Annotated in this window: 21 protein-coding genes and 2 pseudogenes; 15 read left to right on the top strand and 8 right to left on the bottom strand. The window is 58.4% G+C overall.

Going from position 1 to position 24038, the window contains the following annotated elements:
* Position 1 precedes the first annotated feature (1 nt).
* The 5 genes and pseudogenes from O7A61_RS10525 to O7A61_RS10505 form a co-directional block, all read left to right on the top strand.
* Positions 2-625, top strand: coding sequence for a sarcosine oxidase subunit gamma family protein (locus O7A61_RS10525; protein ID WP_337129727.1), 624 nt, complete (start codon positions 2-4; stop codon positions 623-625).
* Complete coding sequence (locus O7A61_RS10520; RefSeq protein WP_337129726.1) at positions 573-1763, top strand: threonine aldolase family protein; 1191 nt, start codon at positions 573-575, stop codon at positions 1761-1763. The genes O7A61_RS10525 and O7A61_RS10520 overlap by 53 nt, the downstream gene beginning before the upstream one ends.
* 4 nt (positions 1764-1767) lie before the next feature.
* A complete protein-coding gene (locus O7A61_RS10515; RefSeq protein WP_442921061.1) occupies positions 1768-2742 on the top strand; it encodes a threonine/serine dehydratase in 975 nt (324 codons plus the stop codon).
* A gap of 122 nt (positions 2743-2864) precedes the next feature.
* Positions 2865-3749 (top strand): formyltetrahydrofolate deformylase, encoded by an 885-nt coding sequence (gene purU, locus O7A61_RS10510; protein WP_337129724.1) that lies wholly within the window; start codon positions 2865-2867, stop codon positions 3747-3749.
* Positions 3746-4394, top strand: a pseudogene (locus O7A61_RS10505) (tetrahydrofolate dehydrogenase/cyclohydrolase catalytic domain-containing protein); the annotation flags it as partial. The gene purU and the pseudogene O7A61_RS10505, both read left to right, overlap by 4 nt.
* Before the next feature lie 54 nt (positions 4395-4448).
* Here O7A61_RS10505 and O7A61_RS10500 read toward each other — a convergent pair.
* Positions 4449-5510 carry an ABC transporter ATP-binding protein gene (locus tag O7A61_RS10500; protein WP_337129722.1) on the bottom strand — a complete coding sequence of 354 codons (1062 nt, stop codon included), beginning with the start codon at positions 5508-5510 and terminating at the stop codon, positions 4449-4451.
* Between the two features lie 372 nt (positions 5511-5882).
* Between O7A61_RS10500 and O7A61_RS10495 the strand changes: the two genes are divergently transcribed.
* Positions 5883-6911, top strand: a complete 1029-nt coding sequence (locus O7A61_RS10495) for a hypothetical protein (RefSeq protein WP_337129721.1) — start codon at positions 5883-5885, stop codon at positions 6909-6911.
* A gap of 414 nt (positions 6912-7325) precedes the next feature.
* Here the strand turns inward: O7A61_RS10495 and O7A61_RS10490 are convergent, their stop codons facing one another.
* From O7A61_RS10490 to O7A61_RS10465, 6 genes are read right to left on the bottom strand one after another with little or no spacing between them, the layout of a single operon-like run.
* On the bottom strand, positions 7326-8204 hold the full coding sequence (locus tag O7A61_RS10490; protein ID WP_337129720.1) for an SMP-30/gluconolactonase/LRE family protein: 879 nt from the start codon (positions 8202-8204) through the stop codon (positions 7326-7328).
* Positions 8205-9338 carry a mandelate racemase/muconate lactonizing enzyme family protein gene (locus O7A61_RS10485; RefSeq protein ID WP_337129719.1) on the bottom strand — a complete coding sequence of 378 codons (1134 nt, stop codon included), beginning with the start codon at positions 9336-9338 and terminating at the stop codon, positions 8205-8207. It abuts the gene before it with no gap.
* Positions 9335-10423, bottom strand: a complete 1089-nt coding sequence (locus O7A61_RS10480; RefSeq protein WP_337129718.1) for an NAD(P)-dependent oxidoreductase — start codon at positions 10421-10423, stop codon at positions 9335-9337. Before O7A61_RS10480 ends, O7A61_RS10485 begins: the two co-directional genes overlap by 4 nt.
* The gene (locus tag O7A61_RS10475) at positions 10416-11180 is read right to left on the bottom strand and encodes a 2-phosphosulfolactate phosphatase (RefSeq protein ID WP_337129717.1); all 765 of its coding nucleotides are present in this window, start codon (positions 11178-11180) and stop codon (positions 10416-10418) included. The genes O7A61_RS10480 and O7A61_RS10475 overlap by 8 nt, the downstream gene beginning before the upstream one ends.
* Positions 11177-12112 (bottom strand): ribokinase, encoded by a 936-nt coding sequence (locus O7A61_RS10470; protein ID WP_337129716.1) that lies wholly within the window; start codon positions 12110-12112, stop codon positions 11177-11179. The genes O7A61_RS10475 and O7A61_RS10470 overlap by 4 nt, the downstream gene beginning before the upstream one ends.
* A complete protein-coding gene (locus tag O7A61_RS10465; protein WP_337129715.1) occupies positions 12109-12879 on the bottom strand; it encodes a GntR family transcriptional regulator in 771 nt (256 codons plus the stop codon). Before O7A61_RS10465 ends, O7A61_RS10470 begins: the two co-directional genes overlap by 4 nt.
* A 159-nt stretch (positions 12880-13038) precedes the next feature.
* Here O7A61_RS10465 and O7A61_RS10460 point away from each other — a divergent pair, with 159 nt between their 5' ends.
* Genes O7A61_RS10460 through O7A61_RS10450 form a run of 3 tightly spaced genes read left to right on the top strand, consistent with a single transcriptional unit; the run spans position 13039 to position 16087 of the window.
* Positions 13039-14322 (top strand): sugar ABC transporter substrate-binding protein, encoded by a 1284-nt coding sequence (locus O7A61_RS10460; protein WP_337129714.1) that lies wholly within the window; start codon positions 13039-13041, stop codon positions 14320-14322.
* A 2-nt stretch (positions 14323-14324) separates the two neighbouring features.
* Entirely contained in the window at positions 14325-15239 is a 915-nt protein-coding gene (locus O7A61_RS10455) for a carbohydrate ABC transporter permease (RefSeq protein ID WP_337129713.1), read from the top strand.
* Positions 15236-16087, top strand: a complete 852-nt coding sequence (locus O7A61_RS10450; RefSeq protein ID WP_337129712.1) for a carbohydrate ABC transporter permease — start codon at positions 15236-15238, stop codon at positions 16085-16087. The genes O7A61_RS10455 and O7A61_RS10450 overlap by 4 nt, the downstream gene beginning before the upstream one ends.
* Positions 16088-16164: 77 nt before the next feature.
* Here the strand turns inward: O7A61_RS10450 and O7A61_RS10445 are convergent, their stop codons facing one another.
* Positions 16165-16440, bottom strand: a complete 276-nt coding sequence (locus tag O7A61_RS10445) for a hypothetical protein (RefSeq protein ID WP_337129744.1) — start codon at positions 16438-16440, stop codon at positions 16165-16167.
* On the opposite strand from O7A61_RS10445, the pseudogene O7A61_RS10440 reads away from it, so the two are divergent.
* From O7A61_RS10440 to O7A61_RS10415, 6 genes and pseudogenes are all read left to right on the top strand, one after another.
* Positions 16339-17726 (top strand): annotated as a pseudogene (locus O7A61_RS10440) (ISKra4 family transposase). The gene O7A61_RS10445 and the pseudogene O7A61_RS10440 sit on opposite strands and share 102 nt — an antisense overlap.
* 672 nt (positions 17727-18398) lie before the next feature.
* The gene (locus O7A61_RS10435) at positions 18399-19478 is read left to right on the top strand and encodes an ABC transporter ATP-binding protein (RefSeq protein ID WP_337129711.1); all 1080 of its coding nucleotides are present in this window, start codon (positions 18399-18401) and stop codon (positions 19476-19478) included.
* 21 nt (positions 19479-19499) lie between these two features.
* On the top strand, positions 19500-20549 hold the full coding sequence (locus tag O7A61_RS10430) for an ABC transporter substrate-binding protein (protein ID WP_337129710.1): 1050 nt from the start codon (positions 19500-19502) through the stop codon (positions 20547-20549).
* A 26-nt stretch (positions 20550-20575) separates the two neighbouring features.
* Entirely contained in the window at positions 20576-21874 is a 1299-nt protein-coding gene (locus O7A61_RS10425) for an ABC transporter permease (protein WP_337129709.1), read from the top strand.
* Between the two features lie 83 nt (positions 21875-21957).
* Positions 21958-22674, top strand: coding sequence for an ABC transporter permease (locus O7A61_RS10420; RefSeq protein WP_337129743.1), 717 nt, complete (start codon positions 21958-21960; stop codon positions 22672-22674).
* Positions 22675-22678: 4 nt separating this feature from the next.
* Complete coding sequence (locus O7A61_RS10415; protein WP_337129708.1) at positions 22679-24028, top strand: NAD(P)/FAD-dependent oxidoreductase; 1350 nt, start codon at positions 22679-22681, stop codon at positions 24026-24028.
* The last annotated feature ends 10 nt before the right edge of the window (positions 24029-24038 follow it).

Here is a 24038-nt window from a genome sequence, read left to right as displayed (position 1 = left end):
GATGGCTGCGATCGCAAGAAGCCCCTTCGCCCATAGGCTCGGACAGAGCCGTGTCCCGCGCGAACCCGATAACCTAGTCATTCATGATCTCACGGCCACTGGTCGGACAGGTTTTAAGGGGGCGGGGACGAGCGATTGGCTTGCGTCGCAGGTCTCCGCACTTCCGGAGCGTCCAAACAGGGCGGTCACGCTTTCCGACGGCACTGTCGTAGCTCGACTCGGCAAGGAAGAGTATCTCGTTCTGAACGGCCGCGGCTCCTCGAACAACGTTTCTGCCGAACTGGACCTGTCCTGGGCTTCGGAGAGTGCTAACGGCGCCGTGCGCATGGGCTATCCGCTCCCGCGGGCTGACAGCCATAGCTGGCTCTTTCTGCAGGGCGTGCGCGTTCCTGAGATGATGTCAAAGATCTGCGGCGTGGATCTTCGTGACGCAAGTTTTCCCCCGGGCGAGATCGCCCAAACGATCGTGGCACGGATCGGCGCTGTGCTGATCCGCGAGGTCGGCGACGGATCTGAAGGACTTCACCTTCTCACTGACTTCGCCTCAGCCGATTATCTCTGGGAAGTGCTGGATGACGCCTCTGCCGAATATGGCGGCGGCTTCGCCCCAGCCGGGAGGAAGTAAAATAGTCACCTATCACTTCAATTCAGACAACGGCGCACCTGTCTGTGATCAGGTTATGAGTGCACTGTTGAGCTGTAACCAGGGCACCGAAACCGCCTACGGCGCGGATCGGTTTACTGCAAAATTGGCGCCCACCTATTCCGAGTTCTTCGAGCGCGAAGCCTTCGTGTTCCCGGTAGCGACAGGTACAGCTGGGAACGGTCTCGCGCTTGGCGCCATTACACCACCGTATGGCACCATCTTCTGTCACGAAAGCGCGCATATCGTCACGACGGAAGGCGGTGCCCCCGAATTCTACAGCGGCGGCGGTCGAATGACACTGCTCCGGGGCAAGCACAACAAAATCACGCCCACGGATCTGGACAAGTCGCTGCGAAAGCATGGGATAGGTAATGTTCATCACATGGCAGCGAGCGCAATCAGCCTCACCCAGGCGACTGAGGCTGGTGTTGTCTACGAAAGGGACGAACTGACAGAACTAGCCGAAATCGCCCATAAAGCGGGACTGAAAGTCCATCTTGATGGGGCGCGCATCTCCAATGCTATCGCCCGGTTGGGGGTGACCCCTGCCGAAATAACCTGGAAGGCCGGCATCGACATTCTGACGTTTGGCACCACCAAGAACGGTACAATGAACGCGGAAGCCGTCATAACGTTCGACCGTGAAACCGCTTGTATTCTCGGCTTCATGCACAAGAGGGCAGGGCACCTGTTCTCGAAGACGCGCTTTATGTCCGCGCAACTCATTAGTTATCTTGAGAATGATCTCTGGCGTTCCAACGCGATTCAAGCGAACCGAAACGCTTCTCGCATCGAAACTGCGTTGAAGCGGTGTGAGGGCGTTACCTTTGCCCATCCAGTGCAGATCAACGAAGTGTTTGTTATTCTGCCACCACGGCTCTCCCGAGCGCTGCGAGAGAAGGGTATCAACCTGCGGTCATGGGAACTGGGCGGCGATGGTGACGGATTTCGTCTGGTGATGTCGTACTGCGACAAACCCGAAGACATTGAGCTCTTTGAACAAATTTGCCACGAGGACGCCGCTTCAGAAAATGTCGGCCGAGAAACGCTCACTCCCACTCAGCTTGGCTCAGATCAGCAAACGGTACCAATGGCACGACCTCAATTCAGAAAGTAAGAAGATGCTTGCTTACGATATGATCGCCAAGGCTGCCCACACCCTAAAGGGGGTGACGCATGTTACGCCTTTGTTGGAGTCTGAACTCCTCAACAAACGGATCGGCTTTCGCCTACTCGTCAAAGCGGAATGCCTTCAGCGCACTGGCTCCTTCAAGATCCGCGGGGCGTACGTGAAAATTGCCTCCCTGACTGAGGAAGAGCGGGCCGCCGGCGTCGTCGCTTTTTCATCCGGCAATCATGCCCAGGGAGTCGCTGCGGCTGCTTCGGAGCTTGGTGTGGCATCCACGATCGTCATGCCTGATGATGCACCTGCGGTGAAGCTGCGCAATACTGCCGAATACGGCGCTAAGGTCATCACCTATGACCGGGTCACGGGTGATAGAGCCAAGATCGCCCGCGATGTGGCGGAGGAAACCGGAGCGGTGCTTGTTCCTCCATATGACGACTACGTCTTGATGTCAGGACAAGGCACGATCGGTCTCGAAATCGCCAACCAGTTGGGGCAACGAAATACCGTAGCCGATGCTCTTGTATGCCCGGCGGGTGGCGGCGGACTGATTGCTGGCATCGCAACTGCGATGCGAGAATTAGCTCCTCAAACGCGTGTCTACTCCGCCGAGCCTGAAAACTTCGACGATACTAGGCGATCTCTCATCGCAGGCGAGCGGATCGGGAATGAGCCAGGTCACAACTCAATCTGCGATTCGATTGTAACGCAAATTCCGGGAGAGAAGACGTTCCCGATCAACAAGAAACTCTTGACCGAAGGTTTCTCCGTGTCCGAGGCGGACATTATCTGCGCCATGCAAGCGCTCACGAGCGATCTGAAAATTGTCACTGAGCCCGGTGGCGCTGCTGCTGTCGCAGCAGTTCTGCGTGATCGCGAGAGATGGAAGCGAAAGACTGTCGTGGCGGTGGTGTCCGGCGGGAATGTCGACCTCGATACCTTAGGCAATCTCCTGAAACCTCGCGCTTGATGCCCAGTGAGGCCGAGGCTCTCGCGAGCTAAACCCTGGTTAACCGCTGATCAGAAGTACCTGTTGGCCCTATCCGCCCATCAACTGAGCGGACGATGTCCTATAACCTGCGAAGGTAAGCAATGACCACTTATATCCTCACCGCAACTTGTCCGTCGACAAGAGGTATCGTAGCAGCCCTTTCCGGTTTCTTGTGCGAGGTGGGCTGCAATATCATCGACAGCTCCCAGTTTGATGACCTGAGTACAGGCCGCTTTTTTATACGGGTCTCCTTTGTCTCAGAAGACGGCATCGGGGCTGAATCGCTTACTGAAGGTCTGAAGCCGATAGCTGAGAAGTTCCTCATGGACACGGAACTACACGCACGGGACCAGAGGACGAAGGTGCTTCTGATGGTATCGCGGTTCGGGCACTGCCTTAACGATCTGCTCTACCGCTGGCGCATCGGAGCCCTTCCTATCGATATCATAGGCGTCGTTTCGAACCACTTCGATTATCAAAAGGTCGTCGTTAACCACGACATACCATTCCATCACATCAAGGTAACGAAGGAAAACAAGCCAAAGGCTGAAGCCCAGATAATGGAGATTGTGGAGCAAACGGGTACCGAATTGGTTGTGCTCGCGAGGTACATGCAAGTTCTTTCCGACGCCCTGTGCGAGAACATGTCCGGGAAGATTATAAATATCCATCACTCGTTCTTGCCCAGCTTCAAAGGCGCGAATCCTTACAAGCAGGCTTATGAGCGAGGCGTGAAGCTCATAGGCGCAACCGCACACTATGTGACGGCCGACCTCGATGAGGGGCCGATCATCGAGCAGGACACAGCCCGGATCACACATGCACAGAGCGTCGATGATTACGTTTCAATCGGCCGCGACGTGGAAAGCCAAGTTCTTGCTCGCGCGATCCACGCGCATATCCATCACCGCGTTTTCTTGAACGGAAATCGCACCGTCGTTTTCCCCGCAAGCCCCGGCAGCTTTGCATCGGCGCGCATGGGATGAGGGCCCTAACAATCATTGACCGCAAGATTGCTGCCGCGTCCGTGGTGGAAAACGTAAAGGCTGCGGCTTCCGATCTGAGACGGATCACGGTGTCGAGACGGGACTTGCAGTCGTCATCGTTCGTGACGATCGGGCAAGCCACACCTACGTGGCCGCCAAGAGGCGTATGGCGAGAGAATACGGCTTGCCTCCGTCCAGCACACTCGCCCCCGAGAGACCACTCAGGATGACTGGCAGCTCTGGTGGACGTCCTGAATAATGATCCGGAGATTCACGGTATCCTGGTTCAACTGCCGCTCCCCAAGCACTTGGATAGTGAGCGAATCATCCAGTCGATTTCGCCCGAAAAGGATGGCCTAGCGGTCGTAAATGGAGGAAAGCTTGCAATCGGCAACATGAAGACCGGGCTTCTGTTCTGCACACCTCTAGGTGCCATGGTCTTGGTTCGTCGCATCCACGGAGCGGATCTGTCAGCCCTCCGTGCAGTCGTTATTGGCCGCTCGAACCTCTATCGGCAAGCCGATGGCGCAATTGCTGCTTCGTGCGAATTCGACTGTGACCATGGTTCGCACACGAGACCTGGCCGATATTTGCCGTAAGGCAGACATATTTGGTGGCCGCCTAGGCCGCCCGGAGATGATCAAAGGCCACCACTCCTCTTTCCCTGCAGATGACTACCGGAAGTAGAATAGCGAAGGGTCACAGGCATTCGCCGCTTTGCCTGTCGAAGATGTGGACCCGGCGGGGATCGATCCTCAGTCTCACCTCTTCACCAGGCCGGACCGTCAGTCGATCTTTGACGATAGCGTCGATAGGATCTTCGCCAAGTTTGGCGAAGATCTGTGTCTCGGAGCCGGTCGGCTCCAGCACCGAAACGGTCGCCGGCAAACCGTCGGGCGCGATGTCGATATGCTCGGGACGTATGCCGTAGATGACCAGCTGGCCGGCCTGCGCCCTGGCCCCGTCCGCCGGCAACACGGATCCGGTGTCCGACACAAAGATCTGCCTGCCATCCTTCGAATCGATCTTGCCCTTGATGAAATTCATGGCCGGCGAGCCGATGAAGCCGGCGACGAAGACATTCCCCGGATTGTCGTAGAGATCGAGCGGTGCGCCGACCTGTTCCACCTTGCCGTCCCGCATCACTACGATCTTGTCAGCCATAGTCATCGCCTCGATCTGATCATGGGTGACATAGACGATCGTTGTGCCGAGGCGTTGATGCAATTCCTTGATTTCAACGCGCATCGCAACACGAAGTTTGGCGTCGAGATTCGACAAAGGCTCATCGAATAGGAAGACCTGCGGGTCGCGCACAATGGCGCGGCCCATAGCCACACGCTGGCGCTGTCCACCCGAAAGTTGTTTTGGAAACCGGTCCAGCAGCTTGCCCAGGTCAAGGATTTCAGCCGCCTTCTTCACCTTGGCATCGATCTCGGCCTTCGGCCTGCCCTTGATTTTGAGCGAGAAGCCCATGTTTTGGGCGACGTTCTTGTGCGGATAGAGCGCATAGTTCTGGAACACCATCGCTATGTCGCGGTCCTTCGGCAGCACATCGTTCACCACCCGGCCGCCGATGCTGATCTCACCGCCCGATATCGCCTCGAGGCCGGCGATCATGCGCAGCAACGTGGATTTCCCACAGCCCGACGGGCCGACGAGTATGACGAACTCACCATCTGCAATGTCGACATTCACGCCATGGATGACTTGGGCGCTTCCGTAGCGCTTGACGATGTTCCTGACAGTGACCTGAGCCAACTCACATCTCCTCTACTGCGGCAACGCAATTTGCATCTAGACTTTGCCCTAAGGGGCACATGCGGCGATCTCATCTCGAACACTGATTAAATCGAAGCTGCGCCGTGTTTGGAGTTTGCGCACAGCGGAACATGTGTTCGACGCGTGCTTCCTGCACCATCGCTTTGTCGACGGTATCGGCGAGTTGAATGTGAGGTGGTATGTAGCTGTGCTGGACATGCTGCCTCCTAAGCCGCCTCACTGCTAACACACCGCGTGGGCGACAGCAATATTACGATATTGCATTCTTGCAAGAAATGGTTCAGCTTGTCGCCAGCTTCTTCACGGCTCCGTCGCGATGTCGGGCGTCAAGAAATAATCAGGAGGTTTCGCATGACCGTAAGACTGCTGCACCAGACCGACCTGTTTCGTCCCTATAGCGATCCGGACGATCATTGGGACCTTGCTTGTGTCTATGCTCTTGCGGCCTCAGGCCACCTCGAACTCGGCGGCGTACTGGTCGACTTCCCGCCCGATGATCCTCCAGGCCTCAGCCCGGACGTTACCGGCATTGCGCAGCTAAGCTATCTAACGGGGTTGCCAACCCACATGGCGGTCGGAAGCTCCACTCCCTACACGCATGACCGGGCGTCGCTTGCTGCCCTTCCCAGGCGCGACCGCGCCGGCGCGGAGTTCCTACTAAATTATCTCCGCCAGAGCGAACGGCCGGCCTACATCAGCATCGTGGGTTCCTGCCGCGATCTCGCCGTCGCGGCCAAACTCGAGCCGGATCTTTTCCGCAACAAATGCGCGGGGATCTACCTCAACGCGGGCACGGGCCATCCCGATGTCGCGAAGCAGGGTGGAACAGAGTACAATGTGGAGCTTAATGCGGCCGCGTACGCCGCCACGTTTGACATCCCGTGCCCGCTTTACTGGATGCCATGCTTCGAGACCCTCAGGGATTACAGGGAGAGAAAGGTCGAGCGGTACGGCACGTTCTACCGTTTCAGGCAGAGCGACGTTCTGACAAAGTTGTCGCCCGTCTTGCAAAGCTACTTCACTTATTCCTTGGAGGCGCGAACGGATGCACGCTATTTACAGCCGCTGCTGGCGCCGCGGAGTGATGCATCGAGCTACTTGACCCTTCGAGCCGAACGCGACATGTGGTGCACCGCCGGCTTCTTCCACATGGTGTCCCAAGCCGTGGACAAGGCGGGCAAGATTATTGCCGGATCCAACGCAGACGATGCGGTTTTTGGCTTCCGCCCCGTCGACATCAAATGCGATCCGAATGGGGTGACCACCTGGACGAACGCTGGTGCGGAGTCAAATCGTTTCCTGTTTGAGGTGAAGGATCCCGATCGCTATGCTAGCGCCATGACCCTTGCCATGGCGACGCTATTAGGAAATATTCAGTAGCCGCAAGACGAACCGTTGTCCAACTGGAGGTCTTTCGGCCTCTTGGCTATCGCCAATGAGTGGTCGTGTTTTGGCACAGGCAACGTGGCGGCGGTCGCGAAGCGAACGACCGGCGCTATGTGTTGCGACGCAGACAGGAAGCTGGTGGGTAGTGACCCTCACAGTTGCCCAATGAGGTGTGATGCGAGGGTGTGCTTTCGGACGAAGATCGTTGCGGCATTTCGTCGAGGGCCGAAAGGCCGATGGCTCATAGAACCCTCCGCAGCCCAGTTTCATTGCGCCCGCGGCCGAGCGGGCGGTCTCGTGAAGCATCGCGCGTCCACCCGATCAGATCTTGGGACATTTCGAGTCAGTCGAACACTCGACTGCACCCAGCCCACCTCGATCCGCTCGAACAAATGCGGGACTAAACCTTCAGACTCTGCAACGGAAGGGCGGGCGGCCAGCCTGACCGACCTCAACGCGAAAAAGGTTGCCGGACTCAGGAAATCGAAGAAGTTCATCAGACGATTGCCTGGTTCGCCGCGAGGTTATGAACAGTGTTCTCAGATCTTCGCCGCCGAGTGCCACACAGGTCGGCGCCATAGTCGGCACATCGACGCGATCTGTGAGGTGACCGTTTTGGTCGATACGAACGACACAGCCGCCTCGTAGCCTGGCGCTCCAGTAGCCCCCGTCAATGTCCACGGTGGCGCCGTCAGGTGATCCCGGCGCGACGTTCGGGCCTGCCAGTGGGCCTATCTCGGCAAGCCCCGCCAGTTGCGGAGCCAAGGCGAAACGCCGTATGGTGCCGTTCGTTGTGTCGGTGAAGTACATGATCCGACCGTCGGGCGAAAATCCCAGGCCATTGGCGGCGGCCACGCCACTGAGGAGGGTAACGACTTCTCCATTGGGCGCAATGCGATAGACGCCTCCGACCGGCTCTTTGCCTTGTTCATTGTATGTGCCCAAGACAATCCCACCGTAGGGGTCGATCGCGGCATCGTTGACGCGGGTTTGCGGAAGGTGCGGCTCGATTTCGGCCACTTGCGAGAACTGGGTGAAGGATGGGTCTGTGATGACTACAGACTTAGGAAACCCCAGCACGAAGCCACCACGCGCGCGTGGAAAGACGAACGCCGCACGATCGGGAAGATGCCGCACAGCCGCAACTTTCCCGTCGTCGTCCCAGCGGAATACGCACTTCGCCTCAATGTCTGTCCACCAAAGACTATGGTCCAATGCGCTCCAGTTGCATCCTTCGCCCAGCAGGTTGTGGCAATCGAACGCCGTGTACGCGTGATGAAGCCGCATTCACTTCGCACTCTGCAGATTGTGCTTTCGCAGTTCGGCAGGGTCGACGGCGAATTGTTCGAGCTTTTCGTGCTCGAACACCACCCCATGTCCGGGTGCCTCGAATGGGAAGGCCACGCCGTTCTCGAGGCGAAGCGCCGTCTGAAGCACGCCCATCTCGGAGAAGCTTCCGCCGTGCACGCATTCGAGGATGTCCGCGTTGTCGATCGCACACATCACTGCGACGGACAGTTCGGACATGTAGTGGGGTGCCATGGTGCGGTGGAAGGACCCTGACAGATTGGCGATCTTCAGCCACTCGCTGATACCCCCGACGCGGCACACGTCCGCTTGGACGACGTCGACGGCGTTGGCCTGGAGATACTCGGCAAACTGATGCCGCGTATATAGGCTCTCGCCGACCGCAATGGGCAGCGCTACGAAGCCGCGCAGGTCAGCGTGCCCCCGAATATCCTCGGCATGGAGCGGCTCTTCGATCCAGCCAAGATCGAACGCCGCGAGTTTCTGCAGCCGGATCATGCAGTCGGCGACATTCCAGCGCTGATTGGCATCGACGAACAGTCTTCGCCTGGGACCGATCAGTTTCTTCACGGCTACAATACGATCGACATCTTCTTCGGCGTTGTCCCGACCGATCTTGATCTTCACCGCCTTGTGGCCCGCTGCCAGGAATCCATCCACCTGGTTTAGTAGAGCGTCGCTGTCGAGGAAGAGGTCTATGCCACTGCCATAGGTGGGGATGCTGTCGCGCCGCGCGCCGAGCAGACGGAATAATGGAACGTCGTACCACTTGGCCGCAATATCCCATAGAGCGATGTCGATCGCGCCCAATGCGAGGGTGTTGATGCCCCCCGTGCCGCTGCGATGCAATTGGCCATAGAGGAACGACCAAAGCCGTTCGATCTGCCGCGGATCTTGTCCGACAAGCATCATTCGGCAATAATCATCGATCAGGGCGAGGATGCCGCTTCCGCCGATCCCAGTCGTGTAGGCAAAGCCCTCGCCAACGATTCCAGCGTCTGTGGTTACGCGGGTGATGATGAATTCGAGGTTCGCGACGCGGTGTGTGGCGTCCTCCCAGGAGATCGTCGGCGGGATGTGATAGAGACGCGAGGCGACATCGATGATTTTCAAGGCACGGTCCTCCCCGCCATTGTGAGAACTTCGGGATTCGACAAATTGCCGGGTTCGCCAGCCAAGAGCCGCTGCAGATTTTGCACAATGCTGCCGGTGTGACGTACGCGCATTTCCTCGGTCCACGCCGCGATGTGAGGTGTCGCAAGGACGCGCGGATGACTAACAAGCGGATCCCTCGCCGAAGGAGGCTCCGTGTCAAAGACGTCTAGGGCGGCACCAGCGATCTGTTCACAATCCAAGGCGCGTAGCAACGCGCCAGTGTCGATAAGGCCTGCCCGACCGGTGTTGATGAGATATGCACCGCGCCCCATTTTAGCGAGCTCATTTGCGCCGATCATGCCGCGCGTTTGCTTGCTGAGCCGCGCGTGCAGCGTCACGATCGCCGAGCCTGCCAAAAGTTGGTCGAGTGAGGCCGGTTCGACCCCTAGGGTTTTCAACTCGGCAGTATCGACATAAGGATCATGGGCCAGAACACGCATGCCAAACCCGGAGAACTTTTCGGCGACGACACGACCGATTGAACCAAAGCCGACAATACCGAGTGTGCGACCATGCAGCTCGATGCCCGTGAATGCGAGTTGCGGAGAACCCAGGCCGCGACCCCATATCGTGCCACGATAAAAGTTCTCGCCGGCGTCGAAGTCGGGGGAGCGGGACCTGATCCATGCAGCGGCAGGGATTAGGTGCCTAGTAAGTCCGAGCGCGAGAGCAACCGTGAACTCTGCAACCCCATGGTCCGTTCGCCCGACAGTGTGCAGGACGGCGATCCCCCGCGCCGTGGCGGCTGCTACATCGACGTTCGCCTCCGGGGCCGAGCGCACCGATAGGATGGCGCGAAGCTGAGGTGCGGCCGCTAGCAGCGCTTCGTCAAAGCACTCATATCCCGCTATCAGAACCTCGGCATCCGCAATTGCGTCCACTAGCTGCTTGCGATCACAGAACCATTCGCCGGCAGCCCAGCCGAGCAATCTGAGTTCGCTCATTTCGCGGAGCGAGGCAATGCCTTCCGGGCTGAGATCTGCTGTGGCCAGGACGCGAGGTCGGCCACTGATCAATCTGATGGCGTCTGCGCTACTAGGCATCGAGGAGATAAACCGGATGATCGCAGTCTTCGCCTTGCGCGGTCACGACCGGAACAATTGTCGATTCGTTGATGCGCGCGCAGAACTCCACGTCGTTCTGCCTACAGTTGCCGATGAAGCGGCGACCGGTCATCGAGCTCAGCAACACCTTCACTGCACTATTTTGTGAGGTTGTGAAGCCGCGAGCGAGCGACGCAGAGTCGTCGAGTTCAACAGCGTCATCCTTCGCAAGCTCACAAAACTGTGAAACGATCATTCCGGCGCAATAGCTATCTTCTATTGCAACACGTGAGTTGCGTAGTCGGCCCGCGCAGATGATCGTGATGTCTGCATTGCGCGATGACGCCTCCGCGAGCGCGCGCCGGGCAACCGCATCCAGGTTTCGCAATGAACCAACCAGTATTAAGGCTGCGCTTTCGCGAACAGCCGCGAGAATGGCTGGCGTGCCATTGGCCGTTGCCAGCATTGAAAAGCGACCCGACAGATCGAGTCGGGACAGGAGGGATGGCGAGGGCTCATGATCGAATCCGAGGGGCGTTGATCCATCATCCAGCTCCGCGCAAATAACGCCATTCTCGCCCACGGCGGCGCGCGCTTTGGCCACGTCCGGGTGAAACCCTCCGACAAACACACGATCGCTACCAGAGTCGAAAAGTGCGACAATAGCCGTCGTGGCGCGGATCACATCGACGACAACACACACGTCGCCAGCGATAGCCAGCGGGCTGGCGGGAAGGAAAGCAACCTTTATTTTCATTGGCGAGCGGTCCGGGTTTTCATCAACTCAGCGATCTGTCTCTCATCGGGCAATGCCGGAACCACGAGCTTTTTCGTGACTCCGAGGGCGCCCGCTGCGGTGCCCCGGCGAACGGCTTCAGCGAGGGTCAATCCACTGGCCAGCCCAGCCGCAAGTGCCCCGTTGAATGCATCTCCGGCCCCGGTGGTGTCGACGACGTCGACTGGGTAGCTCGCGATTTTGGTCATTCCGTCAGGCCCGGCAATCAGGGCGCCATCCTTTCCCAGTGTCATGACGACGTGTCCCACGCCGAGGCCACGCAGTCTTGCCGCTAAATCGGCGTCGGCCTGCCGATCGTCCGCCTCAAGCCCCAGCAGGATGCGCGCTTCGGACTGGTTCGGGGTTAGGATGTCAATGTCGGCAAGGATCTGCTTTGGCAGGGCGCGGCCAGGCGCGGGATTGAGAATGGTCGTCAGTCCCCGCGCCTTGCCTATGGCAAGCGCGCGGGCCGCCGTCTCCACTGGGATCTCGAGCTGTGTGAGTAGGATGCCCGGGCTCTTCCAAGTGGCTGCGAAGGTTTCGACATCGGTCGCCGTGAGCCGCGCGTTGGCGCCAGGATCGGTGATGATTCGGTTCTCGCCTGCGGCATCGAGAATGATGATTCCGGCCATCGTGGGTGTCTCGGCCATTTGCCTCACCGCCGAGCAGTCGACGCCTTCGACACGCCAGAGCTGCAGTGCCTCGTCACCGAATTTGTCGACACCAACGCCCGCCAGCAGTTTGCATCTGGCGCCGAGTCGCGCAGCTCCGATAGCCTGATTAGAGCCCTTGCCGCCATTTCCGAAGGCGAACCCCGACCCCAGTACGGTTTCACCCGGCGCCGGCACCTCGCCCACAATCCAAAACGCGACCCCGTACGAGCCGACTACATAGACTTCACAGGGAGGCATCATCTGCTCCGCCCGACCAACTGGCGAGGTTGAGCGATCGAGACGCTCTTTCGCTCGATCCAGCCGGTGTAAATGTAGCGGTCGGCCCGATACGACGAGGACGAAAAGTAAATAACTCGATCGGCCGTGTCGAAGGCGGTACGGTCGATTTGCAGCACTGCAGTGCCGCTCGAGACGTCGAGTGCTTTTGCCAGTCGGGCACGCGCGGTGCCGGCCCTTATCTCCTGCCTGGCTCGCGCAAGAGCCAGACCAAGCTGCCGCTCAAGAACGTCGGTGAGAGAGGTGTCGGCAAGGTCGAGCTTTTCCATCTGACGCCCGATTGCCGCGGTAAGCGAGACCGTCTCAACCGCCACGACTTCGTCGTCGATCGTTCGCACGCGCTCGATGGTCAGCACGCTTTCATCGGTCGGCACGTTAAGTGCGGCTGCAACCACGGCGTCAGCAGAACGCCAGTCGACCGAGACATGCCTGGTACCGGGTCGGAATCCACGCGCTACCGCCTCCTCAGAAAATCCTGAAAAAGTAAGCAGGTCCCGACCGATGTGACGCTTCGCAACGAACGTCCCCTTGCCAGCGCGTCGATACAGCAAGCCTTCACCGACCAGGGTGAGCACCGCCTGTCGCACAGTGCTGCTGCTGAGCTCGTGCTGCTTCATCAACTCCATCTCAGTGGGGAGTTGATCGCCAGCATTGAAGACGCCGCTCTCGATCTGAGACCGAATGATATCGGCGAGCTGAATATGAAGTGGAGTTCTACCAAGCTGAATCATGCGGCCTCCTCAAGGCGAGTCATTGCTATCACATAGCTCGGGTGGTTGGCAATATTAGGTTATTGCATTCTTGCAAGAAATGACCTAGTGTCCGCCTTGAAGCTAAGAGCGGTCCCATTATGGTTCCGCTGAACAAAGGGGAGGAAAAAGATGAATATAATGAGCTATCGGTTGGGTCGGCGCGGCTTTTTGACGGGCATGCTAGGGGTGTCGTCGCTGCCACTCCTTGGGTCGTTGCCGGCCATGGCGCAGAATCAAACACTCCGATTCTTCGGCTACGGAGACGGCGCCAATTTTAAGGTGTTCTTCGATGATTTCGAAAAGGTGTCTGGCAAAAAGGTTTCTTTCGAAGGTGTGCCCTTTTCCGACTTTCAGAACACGATAGTTCAGCGCTTCCGGACCGGGAATTCCGGAATAGATGTCTTCCTCGTGGACCCGACTTATGTCCCGACGTTCTCCAAGCTCGGCATTTTGGCGGACTTAACGAGTGCCTTCGGAGAAAAGAGCAAAGGCAAACTGTTGCCTAGCGATATCCAGGGAGCCAATTATAAGCGGAAGATGCTATCAATGCCGATGTGGGAGTCAACGCAGCTCCTGTTCTTCAATAAAAAGCTTCTGGCCAAGGCCGGTGTGGAAACGCCTGGTGTCTCGCCCGACGCGCGCATGACCTGGGACAAAGTCATCGAGCTTGCCAAGAAGGTGCAGGCGGCCGGAGCCGAGGCGGGCTTCGCATTCGAGCAAGTCGATCGTTACTATCAGCTGCAGGTCCTTCCGGAATCGCTTGGCGGCGGGCCAGGCGTCAAGGGTGATGACCTGCTGACCGTGGATGTGGCCAACGACGCGTGGCTGAAGGCAGGAAAATGGTATGGGAGCATCTTCGCCGATGGCGTCGCTCCGCGCGGTCCGACCGAACAAGAGATAGTCGACCTCTTCAAATCCGGCCGGCTTGCATTTCTTGTTGGCGGTCCCTGGTTGTTTGCCGACTTCGACAAGGCCGATGGTCTTGACTACGCAGCGGCGCCTCATCCGTATTTCGCCGGTGGCAAAGCAGTGACGCCTTCAGAATCATGGCACCTCGGAGTCGCGGCGGACACAACGAAAGCCGACCTGGCCATGGAATTCTTGAACCACGTGGGCTTAGATAAGGATGGGGCGACAGTTGCCGCCGACAGCACAGGCCATCTATCCGCAAACATCGACGCTGCGGCCCAGGTGCTGAGCCGCATCCCCCAGCAAAATCCCAAGCTAAAGGGTGTTGATACTTTGATCCGCTACGAGCTCGCCAACACAGCGATCCGGCGACCGCGGACCCTCGGATATCTCCAATTGGAGGAGCTGGTCACGCGTGCGTGGGGCGATATCCGCAACGGGAGTGACGCTGCCCAGACATTTCCGCAGCTCCAACGAGAACTTGAGCGCAGTTTCAAGCGCATCAAGGCTTAGCGATGACGATGGAAGTGGTTTGTGAGGGACATGTTGAGGAGGTTGCAGTCACAACTAGTCGATTTTCAAAATGGAGAGCGGCCATAGCGCCGCTTCTCTTCCTGACCCCGGCCCTGGTTGCCCTCATCGGGTTTCGGTTGTTGCCAGCAGGCTGGCTCGTTCAGCAGAGCCTCTCCGGCCCGGACGGTGAATTCGCCGGGCTCGATAATTTCGCGTTTCTTTTCGCGTCGCCTACGTTTGCCAAGACCCTGCATGCGACCCTAACCTTTGTCGCGGTCACCGTGCCGCTGCAGACGGCGGTCGCTTTCGGCCTCGCTCTGCTGTTTGCCGAAAACTCCCGGCTCGTCTCGCTGCTGCGAGTCATGGTGTTCCTGCCGGTATTCATCCCATCAAGCGTCGCAGCCATCCTGTGGGGCGCTGCGTACCGCCCGCAGGGACTGGCGAATGCGCTGTTGAGGTCTGTAGGCGTGAGCGCTCAACCGTTCCTCACATCGCCAGACCAGGCATTGATATCGATCACTGTGATGAGTTCGTGGATCGGATGCGGATTCTGGATGGTGTTCCTCATCGGTGGCCTAAAGGACATTCCTCGCGATCTCTATGAGGCCGCATCGATCGATGGAGCTGGTAAGCTTTCGTCGCTGTGGCACATCACTATCCCGCTGATGCGTCGGCCGCTGGCCTTCGTAATCGTCGCTGACACGGTGGCTGCATTTCTGCTGTTCGCTCCGATCGCTTTACTTACCCGGGGGGGGCCCAGCGGCAGCACGCAGCTCATCATGTATGACGTGTATCAGCAGGCTTACTTTTTCAACGACGTGCCGTTGGCTGCTGCGGAAGGGTTGACCTTGATGGTCATCATGATGATCGTCATCCTCGTCCAGTTCAGGTTGCTATCGCGGGAGACACAACTGTGAGCACCAGCGAAAAGAGCAGGGGCGGGGCGGGGCGCATGGTCCGGCTCCTGTTCGGCATCGCCGTCGCCGCTGGCTTTCTGCTGCCGATCGTCTGGCTGGTTGCCGGAAGCCTCCGACCTGGTAGTGAAATATTCACCTCGCTCGATCCGCTTTCCATTGGCTCCTTCGTTCCGCCACGGCCGACGCTGGCAAATTTTGGCAGCGCGCTCGGCGGAGCATTTCGGACCGGACTGATCAACTCGATAGTCGTGGCCGCATGTACGGTGGTCGTGGGACTCCTGGTTTGCGCAGCCGCAGCCTTCGCGTTGAGCGCCATGCAGTGGCGCGGCCGCGAGGTCGTCTTCGCCATCATCGTCTTCACCTTTTTGGTCCCCGAGGAGGTCGTAGCGGTTCCGTTGTCGGCCATCTTCGCACGCGCCGGACTGCAGAACACCTACATCGCACTGATCATGCCCTTCGTGGGTAACGGCATAGTCATCTTCCTACTGCGGCAGTTCTTCCTCGCCATACCGCGTTCGCTGATTGAAGCGGCGCAAGTCGATGGGGCCGGCTGGCTAAGGATTTTCCTCGAGATTTTCCTGCCGCTTTCACGTCCGGCTCTCATCGGCGCTGGGCTCATCATCTTCAATGGTCAATGGCAGGCCTATCTCTGGCCGCTTCTCGTCACTACGCGTGAGGACATGTTCCTTGCTCCGATCACCCTCGGTCTTATGGTGGGGGAGTACAGCAGCGACTACGGCCAGATCTTCGCCGCATCGACCATTCTGAGCCTCATCCCTGCGGTTATCCTGCTGGGCTTCCAACGCTCCTTCACCGACTCGGTCGCAATGTCGGGCGTTAAAGAATAATCTCGATGATTGTCGTTGGCGAAGCAGCGGCTTGAACCGTCGCTCAGCCTGTGGGCATCGAGCATCGGCGCTCGTCATCATGCGCCGGCTTGATCTGAGACCGGTAACTTCTCTGGGGTTGGGGAACGAATTGTTAAGGCCATGCAGTCCACCACCGTCGTTTTGTTCGGAGGCGCGACAATGGCGGTGGAGTGGACGATCACGATCGGGGGAAGAACGAGTTCGGCGACGTATGTCGTCGTGACGTCCGGATCGACAAGAGCTGGGAGCGCCTGTTTGATGGTGACATCGGCCTGTCGGTCGACGATGGCAAGACGATCATGGCGGCGCTGCAGGGCGCGGTCGTCACCCATGAGGCCGAGACCTACTCCCTGTTTCGCCGCGTATGCCCGGATTGCCACGCCTTTCGACCGATCAAGGACTATACCGCACGCCGGATCCGAACTGTCTTCGGGACATTGAAGGTTCGCAATCCCCGCTGGATGCTGTGCAGGGATTGCCATCCGGGCATGGTCGTTGCCTTCGCGCCGCTGAAGGAGATTTGCCCGGAGCGGGCCACGCCCGAGCTGATGGAATTGACGGCGCGGCTGGGAAGCATGATGCATACCGGCAGGCGGCGAAGGTGCTTGCCGAGTTTTTGCCGATTGAACCGACCGAGACACACGCGACGGTACGCAAGCGTACGATCCGAGTCGGGGAGCGGCTCGACGACCGGATCGCGCAAGAAGAACGGCGAGCGATGTCTCAAGCAGAGGATCGCCGCCAGCTCGAAATCCAGCTTCCCGGCGATAGGCGCAATGAATTCGTCATTAGCATCGATACGGCTCATGTTCGCAGCGCCGACCCCAATTCGGCACGAAATTTCGAGCTCCTCGTGGCCCGATGTGGCCGCGGCGGTCGGGGCGATGCCGGTGGCCGCTATTTCGTCACAGTTAGCACCGACCAGACTACAATTCGGAACCGGGCCGTTCATGCACTGGAGAGCGAAGGCTATTGCGGCTTCGGCGACGTCACCGTGATCTCGGATGCGCCGAGATCCTGAGGCGGCTGCCTCGGGCGATGCCGAAGCCGACAGTTCACATAATCGACTGGTTCCACATCGCCATGAAGATCCAGCCGATGCAGCAGATCGCCGACCACATCGTACGATCCCGATCCGATCTCCCCGAAGCCTTTTCATCCATCGACAGGGAGATCAAGGGCGTGAAATGGCGCCCGTGGCACGGGCGTGTTGATCGTGCGATCCGCGGCCTGGATCGGCTTCTGACGAGACTTAAGCAGTCGCGGGTACAAGACGAATTCTCGATCGCGCGTCTTCATAGCCTTGGCTCGCAGCTCCTGACCTATATCAGTTGGAACCGCGGTGCGATCGTCAACTATGGAAAACGCTATCGGGCGGGGCTTCGTGTCGCAACCACGCTCGCCGAGTCAGCGCGTGAATTCGCTTGTCGGCAAGCGGATGGTCAAGAAGCAACAAATGCGTTGGTCGCTACGCGGCGCCCATATGCTGATGCAAGTCCGCACCGTCGAACTGAACGGTGAGCTTCGCGATCGCTTGCGGGCACCGTTCCGACAGCCAGAGTCGAACGTGCCCCCTTTGTTCAAGCCCAAACCACCCCTCCTGCGGGCCGCCGCATAACCCCAGAATAATTACCGGTCTCGGGAAGGAGAGAGTTCGATGCGCCCGTCACGCTGGACGGCGCGAAACTCGATCCGATCGACATCAAGATCGTTGACGTGTGAAGGCGAGTTTCGCCTTTCGGATCGAAATAGACGTTGATCCCAAATGAGCTGTCTAATTTATAATCTTTTGTGAATGGGCTGCAGCTACCCTCTTGCTCGATCGCTCAAGCTATCTCCGATTTTGAAGTCTCCCCATCGCAAACGCAATAGCCATGATCGCGGAGTTTCGTGCCCGAGCTTAGTCAGCTCGGGGAGGGCAGAATGAGAGACGGGATCCTGCTTTGCAGGACGCCCGTATTGCCCAGCCCCGGACAAAGTGTCGCCTCGCCCTTGCGTTGTTACTTGCCCTGGGTGACCGTGCTGCCTCCCGGTAGATGGGCTCCGGCCCGCGCTGGACATCCTCAAAGGCATCGGGAATGAATTCCGTCGGAATTTCGATCAGCGCCAGCCAACCCTTGCGAGCGCGATCGGTGCTCTACGCAGAAGAGCCGCAAGCGCTCTCTCCTAAAAAATGGACCGCGAGGATTGACGGCAGCGCCGAGTTAATGCTTTCATATCTCAATATTCAAGACTGTGTCTCGATAATCGATATAAGAGCTTCAGCCAGGCAGCTGTCCCAAAGGTCCCAATGCACGTCGGATTTTCCGCAGTCTCGAAGACCTATGACGGCCGGACCTATGTGGTCAGGGATCTGAATCTTGAGATCAGCAAGGGGGAATTCCTGACGCTCTTAGGGCCGTCGGGTTCAGGCAAGACCACGACGTTGATGATGCTGGCCGGTTTCGAATATCCCACCAGCGGCGAAATCACGCTTGACGGAAAGCCCATCCAGAACAGACCGCCGGAAAAACGGAACATCGGCATGGTGTTTCAGAACTATGCCCTTTTTCCTCATATGTCGGTCGCGGACAATGTCGGCTACTCGCTGCGGGTCCGCGGAGTGCCAAAGGATCAGATATCGAAGCGGGTCGCTGAGTCCCTTGCGACGGTAAGGCTGTCGAGCTTCGCTGAACGCAAACCGACGGCACTTTCTGGTGGCCAGCAACAACGCGTGGCGCTCGCCCGCGCCCTTATTTTCGAACCCAGCGTCGTTCTTATGGATGAGCCGCTCGGCGCGTTGGACAAGAACCTTCGCGAAGACCTGCAGCTCGAGATCCGCCAGATTGCCGACCGCTTTGGCCTGACCGTCGTCTACGTCACCCATGATCAACAGGAAGCCCTCACAATGTCCGATCGCATCGCGATCTTCAACGAGGGCACAATCCAGCAAATTGGCTCCGCGGAAGACATTTATGCTCGCCCAGAGAACAGGTTTGTCGCCGATTTCGTCGGTGACAACAATTGTCTGGACGCAACGATCGTCAGGATCGAAGGCGACATTGTCGTCGCGAATTTGGCGGGAGGCCAGGAGATCACAGCGCGCGCGAGCCGGCACGCATTCGTTGGGTCTGCGACCTCCATCAGTATTCGGCCGGAAAATGTCATCCTCCTCGACGAAGCAAACCCAGGGGCGCTGAGCGGGCGCGTGGACGAAGTCATTTACTGCGGCGATCAGCTCCGAATCCACGTCGAACTGCCGGGCGGGGAACGGCTAATTGCGAAGTGCCCATCATCGTCGGTCAACATCCGGACGGCCAGGCACAGTCCTGTCCATCTGCACTGGAATCCGGCCGATGCATTGGCGCTCGACGGCAGACAAACCAACTAAAACACCAGAGAGGAATGTCAGATGTCAGAAATGCGATTTTCGATGAAGTCCTGTCTACTAGGGATCGCCATTGCCGCCATGAGCTATCCTGCCTTCGCCGACGGACTGACGGTGGTCTCTTGGGGCGGCGCTCTGCAGGATGCGCAAACGAAGGCCTTCTTCGACCCCTTCGCGAAAGAGAAGGGTATTACGATCAGCCAGGACACGTGGAGCGGCGAACTGGCGAAGCTCAAGGCCATGGTCGATAGCGGCAATGTCGCCTGGGACGTTGTCGACGTCGATCCACAAACCGGTGCCGCAGCCTGCGACCAGGGGCTCCTCGAAAAGATAGGCAGGGACCCAACAATCAAATCCGCCGGCCTGGTGGATGGCGCAGTCACCAACTGTGCAGTCGGAACGAGTGTTTACGCGACAGTTCTGGCTTTCCAGAAGGACGCATTTGCTCAGGCGCCTACGAAACTGACCGATATTTTCGACACGGCAAAATTCCCGGGAAAGCGAGCCTTGCGCAAGAGTCCCGTGGACAATCTCGAACTGGCCCTGCTCGCTGACGGAGTAGCGCCAGCCGACGTCTACAAGACCTTGTCGACAGCGGAAGGTGTCGATCGCGCATTCAAAAAGCTCGACACGATCAAGAGCGACGTCGTTTGGTGGGATGCTGGCGCGCAACCGGCCCAGCTGTTGAAATCGGGGGAGGTCAAGATGTCGCTCGCCTGGAATGGCCGCATCGCAGATGCCAACAGCAAGGAAAACGCCAATCTTGGAATCGCGTGGACGAACCAGATACGCGGTTTTGACATGTGGGTCATTCCCACCGGATCCAAGAACCTTCAAGCCGCCAAGGAATTCGTCGCGTTCACGGTCAAACCCGAGGTCAACGCCACTTTGAGCAAATACATTTCCTATGGCCCCACGGCAGCTGCAGCAAGCGCGCTTGTTTCTAAGGAAGTCCTGCCTAACCTTCCATCGGCACCTGAAAACAGTGAAGGGGCTCTCGCACAGGATGGCGCCTTCTGGGGCAAGAACAGCGACGCCCTCAATGCTCGGTTCTCTACCTGGGTCGCCCAGTAGCATCGATTGAGAACGCGGGGGTGGCCATGATCAGCGGTGATACCGGCATAACGGTCTTCGAGAGCCAGTTCTCAAAGACGGCATCAACGCAAGCCGCATCACGCCAATTTGGCCACTCTCGCTTTCGCGGCGGCAAGGCCCGCAGTACCTTCATGGCCGCCCTGCCGGCGATGCCGCTCCTCATCTTCCTTTTTGTGTTCCTGGTCTTGCCGATGAGCTTCATCGTCCATACGGCAATATCCGACAAGCAGATATCCTCGATCCTGCCGCGCACGACCAATGCCCTCGAGCACTGGAGCGGAACCGGCCTGCCCGAGGCGGAAATCTACAAGTCACTCGGTCAAGAGCTCGAGGCCGCGAGCAACAATGGCTCACTGCGCCAGATTGGTCGTCGTGTGGAATTCGAGCTTACCAGGGGATCGACAATCATCCTCAATGCGCAAAACTCGCTTGCCAATGATTTTAACCGGTCTGAGGCTGAAGCCTGGAAAGCCACATTGATAGAGGCTGATCCGGCTCTGGGCCAAACCATGATCTGGAAAATCATCCAGCGCTATGATGGCAGGTACAGCACCTTCTACCTTAGATGGGCGACAGGTTTCACCGTGAAGTTCAATGCTGACGGGCGGCCGTCGGCGGAGCCCGGATATGATTTCAGAGCCATCTATATCAGAACCATCGCGATCAGCATCCTCGTCACCGCTCTGACGATCCTTGTGGGCTATCCTGTCGCCTACGTGATCGCCGGCGCGACGGGGCGCACCGCCGCAATCCTGCTGTTCTTTATCCTGCTGCCATTCTGGACGTCGTTGCTGGTCCGTACGATGTCTTGGATTGTCGTTTTGCAAACCAATGGCGTCTTGAACGAAGCGCTGGAAGCGTCCGGTCTACGGTCGACACCGCTGTCATTGCTCTACACTCGAACCGCAACACTGTTGGCGATGATCCAGATCCAACTGCCGTTCACCGTGCTGCCAATGATCAGCGTCATGCGCGCAATCCCTGCCAACCAGGTCAGGGCTGCGCGCAGTCTAGGCGCAGCCCCGCTGTTCGCGCACAGGACGATCTTTCTGCCCCAGGCACTCCCCGGTATCGCTGCTGGCGGTCTTTTGACATTCGTCCTTTGCTTGGGCTTTTATCTTACCCCGGCGCTTGTTGGCGGGCCATCCGATCAGATGGTGAGCTTCTTCATCGCCCGCTTTACAAATCAAGAACTCAACTGGGGTTTGGCAGCGGCGCTCAGTGTCGTTCTTGTGATCGGTGCCAGTCTGGTTGCGCTCCCTCTTGCCAGGCTCGTGGCGCTTAACTCGTCGGGCCGGGCATGAGGCAGCGTCGCACATACAACGACTTGCCGGCGACCATCAGGGTCCCGCTATACATATTCGTGGGAACAGCCCTTCTGCTGTTGATGCTCCCACTGGCGGTTGCGCTTCCCATCTCGTTCAATGCGGACCCTTGGTTCACCTATCCCTTCCGTTCGTTGTCGCTGCGCTGGTTCACCCAATTGCTTTCCAACCCCACCTGGACGGGGGCGATGTTAAACAGTCTCGTGATTGCCACAGCGACCACGGTGTGTGCGACGCCGCTCGGTACACTCGCGTCGATCGGGTTGGTCAACCCGCGTTTTCCGTTGCGAGGCGTGGTGATGGCGCTTTTGATTTCCCCGATGATTGTGCCTGTCGTGGTACTCGGCCTCGGGCTTTTCGTTTTCTTCACACCACTGGCTCTCAACTACTCGTATGCAGGGGTCATCATCGCGCACACCATTTTGGCCTCGCCATTTGTCGTCATCACCGTGACGGCGACATTGACCAGATTTGACTTCAATCTGATGCGCGCCGCCGCCAACCTCGGCGCGGGCCGCTTGACGGCATTCCGAACCATCATGCTGCCAATAATTGCCCCAGGCGTTGCGGCAGGCGCCGTTTTCGCCTTCGCGTCCTCATTTGATGAGGTGGTAATGGTCTTGTTCATAGCCGGGCCCCAACAGAGAACGCTTCCGAAGCAGATGTTCACCGGTCTGCGCGAGCAGCTTGATCCGACAATCATCGCAGCGGCAGCGGTTATGATTCTCCTCACGACGTGCCTGATGGCTGCTACTTTCAAACTCAGCAGGAACAGGTGACGGCATGTTGCATATGGTCTCGGAGGTCCCACCCAAGAAGATCACTGTCGACAGCGACGTGTTCGCCCCAGACTTTCGCGAGGAGCCTTACTGGTGGTCTGCCGCTCCCCTCTCGGCAGCTGCGGGGCCTCAGACCGTAAGTGGCAAGGTCGACGTTGCGATCGTGGGTGGTGGCATCACCGGCTTGGTCGCCGCGCTACATCTTGCGCGCGGAGGGGCTGACGTCATCGTCCTGGATTCCCAGGAGATCGGGGAGGGCGCAGCGCGCCGCAACGCCGGGTTTGTCGGTCGGACGTTGAAGCGCTCGGTTTCCTGGCTAGCTGCAAAACACGGCACAGAACATGCAGTAAGAGTCTACAGGGAACTCGACGAGGCGCTTGCCGGCTTGGGCTCCTTCATCGAGCGAGAAAAAATCGACTGCCATTTCAAGGTCTGCGGCCGCTTTATAGCCGCAAATTCAAAAGCGCATTTTGACGCTCTGATCGCTGAACTGGACGACACCCGGCGAGAGGTCGGATTTGAGTACTCAGTAGTCGAGAAGCATCAGGTTCACACAGAACTCGCGTCCGACCGCTATCACGGCGGCGCCGTCATCCCCGACCTTGGCTCTCTTCATCCCGGTCTTTATCACGCTGGACTGGCGCGCAAGGTGCTGGATGAGGGCGTCAGGTTTGCACCGTCTACCAAGGTTTTGAGCATCGACTCAAATCGTGTAGGCAAAGTCGTCAAGACCTCGCGAGGAGATCTCGTCGCCAGCCATGTCATCGTAGCCACGAACGGCTATACCAGCCGCGCATTTGATTGGCTGATGCGACGCGTCATTCCTTTCAGGGGATTTATCGTCGCGACCGAGATTCTTCCGGCGACTATGATCGATCGAGTGATGCCCCGCCGCCGCACCTATCTCGATACCAAGATGAATATCGACTTCCTCCGCCCGGCCCCGGATTCAAGCCGCATCCTGTTCGGGGGCATGACGGGAACGAACAGTCCGCAAGCAACTCCCCTGGCTGAGCAGTTGCGCGATCGGCTGGTCCAGATCCTCCCTGACCTTGACGGCGTGCGATTAAGCCGGGCCTGGACAGGTCAATGCGCGGGAACTTTCGATTTCATGCCTCACATCGGAGTGAAGGAGGGCGTCCACTTTGCCCTCGGCTATAATTTTGCCGGCCTGCCATTGGGAACTCACTTCGGCGAGAAACTTGCGGCTCGCATATTGCAAAAGGGAGATCAGACGTCGGTATTCGACGTTGAAAGATTTCCGACAATGCCGCTTTATAACGGCTCACCATGGTTCGTGCCTTTGGCGATGCGCTATTTCGACTGGCACGACGGCAGGATCGCAAGGGGCTAGAGAGTCCGGG

The sequence above is a fragment of the Mesorhizobium sp. Cs1321R2N1 genome (genome assembly GCF_037179725.1).
In the GTDB taxonomy this organism is placed as follows: Bacteria; Pseudomonadota; Alphaproteobacteria; order Rhizobiales; family Rhizobiaceae; genus Mesorhizobium; species Mesorhizobium salmacidum.
The sequence above is the reverse complement of the archived record's forward strand: the minus strand, read 5'-3'. Positions and strand labels throughout refer to the sequence as shown.

Excerpts from the sequence above, each read along its gene's own strand:
- O7A61_RS10495 (WP_337129721.1), top strand. The coding sequence starts at position 5,883 with ATGACCGTAAGACTGCTGCACCAGACCGACCTGTTTCGTCCCTATAGC.
- O7A61_RS10445 (WP_337129744.1), bottom strand. The coding sequence starts at position 16,440 with ATGGGTGACGACCGCGCCCTGCAGCGCCGCCATGATCGTCTTGCCATC.
- purU (WP_337129724.1), top strand. The coding sequence starts at position 2,865 with ATGACCACTTATATCCTCACCGCAACTTGTCCGTCGACAAGAGGTATC.
- O7A61_RS10435 (WP_337129711.1), top strand. The coding sequence starts at position 18,399 with ATGCACGTCGGATTTTCCGCAGTCTCGAAGACCTATGACGGCCGGACC.
- O7A61_RS10515 (WP_442921061.1), top strand. The coding sequence starts at position 1,768 with ATGCTTGCTTACGATATGATCGCCAAGGCTGCCCACACCCTAAAGGGG.
- O7A61_RS10425 (WP_337129709.1), top strand. The coding sequence starts at position 20,576 with ATGATCAGCGGTGATACCGGCATAACGGTCTTCGAGAGCCAGTTCTCA.
- O7A61_RS10420 (WP_337129743.1), top strand. The coding sequence starts at position 21,958 with ATGCTCCCACTGGCGGTTGCGCTTCCCATCTCGTTCAATGCGGACCCT.
- O7A61_RS10480 (WP_337129718.1), bottom strand. The coding sequence starts at position 10,423 with ATGCCTAGTAGCGCAGACGCCATCAGATTGATCAGTGGCCGACCTCGC.
- O7A61_RS10520 (WP_337129726.1), top strand. The coding sequence starts at position 573 with ATGACGCCTCTGCCGAATATGGCGGCGGCTTCGCCCCAGCCGGGAGGA.
- O7A61_RS10490 (WP_337129720.1), bottom strand. The coding sequence starts at position 8,204 with ATGCGGCTTCATCACGCGTACACGGCGTTCGATTGCCACAACCTGCTG.
- O7A61_RS10475 (WP_337129717.1), bottom strand. The coding sequence starts at position 11,180 with ATGAAAATAAAGGTTGCTTTCCTTCCCGCCAGCCCGCTGGCTATCGCT.
- O7A61_RS10455 (WP_337129713.1), top strand. The coding sequence starts at position 14,325 with ATGACGATGGAAGTGGTTTGTGAGGGACATGTTGAGGAGGTTGCAGTC.
- O7A61_RS10415 (WP_337129708.1), top strand. The coding sequence starts at position 22,679 with ATGTTGCATATGGTCTCGGAGGTCCCACCCAAGAAGATCACTGTCGAC.
- O7A61_RS10465 (WP_337129715.1), bottom strand. The coding sequence starts at position 12,879 with ATGATTCAGCTTGGTAGAACTCCACTTCATATTCAGCTCGCCGATATC.
- O7A61_RS10430 (WP_337129710.1), top strand. The coding sequence starts at position 19,500 with ATGTCAGAAATGCGATTTTCGATGAAGTCCTGTCTACTAGGGATCGCC.
- O7A61_RS10525 (WP_337129727.1), top strand. The coding sequence starts at position 2 with ATGGCTGCGATCGCAAGAAGCCCCTTCGCCCATAGGCTCGGACAGAGC.
- O7A61_RS10460 (WP_337129714.1), top strand. The coding sequence starts at position 13,039 with ATGAGCTATCGGTTGGGTCGGCGCGGCTTTTTGACGGGCATGCTAGGG.
- O7A61_RS10470 (WP_337129716.1), bottom strand. The coding sequence starts at position 12,112 with ATGATGCCTCCCTGTGAAGTCTATGTAGTCGGCTCGTACGGGGTCGCG.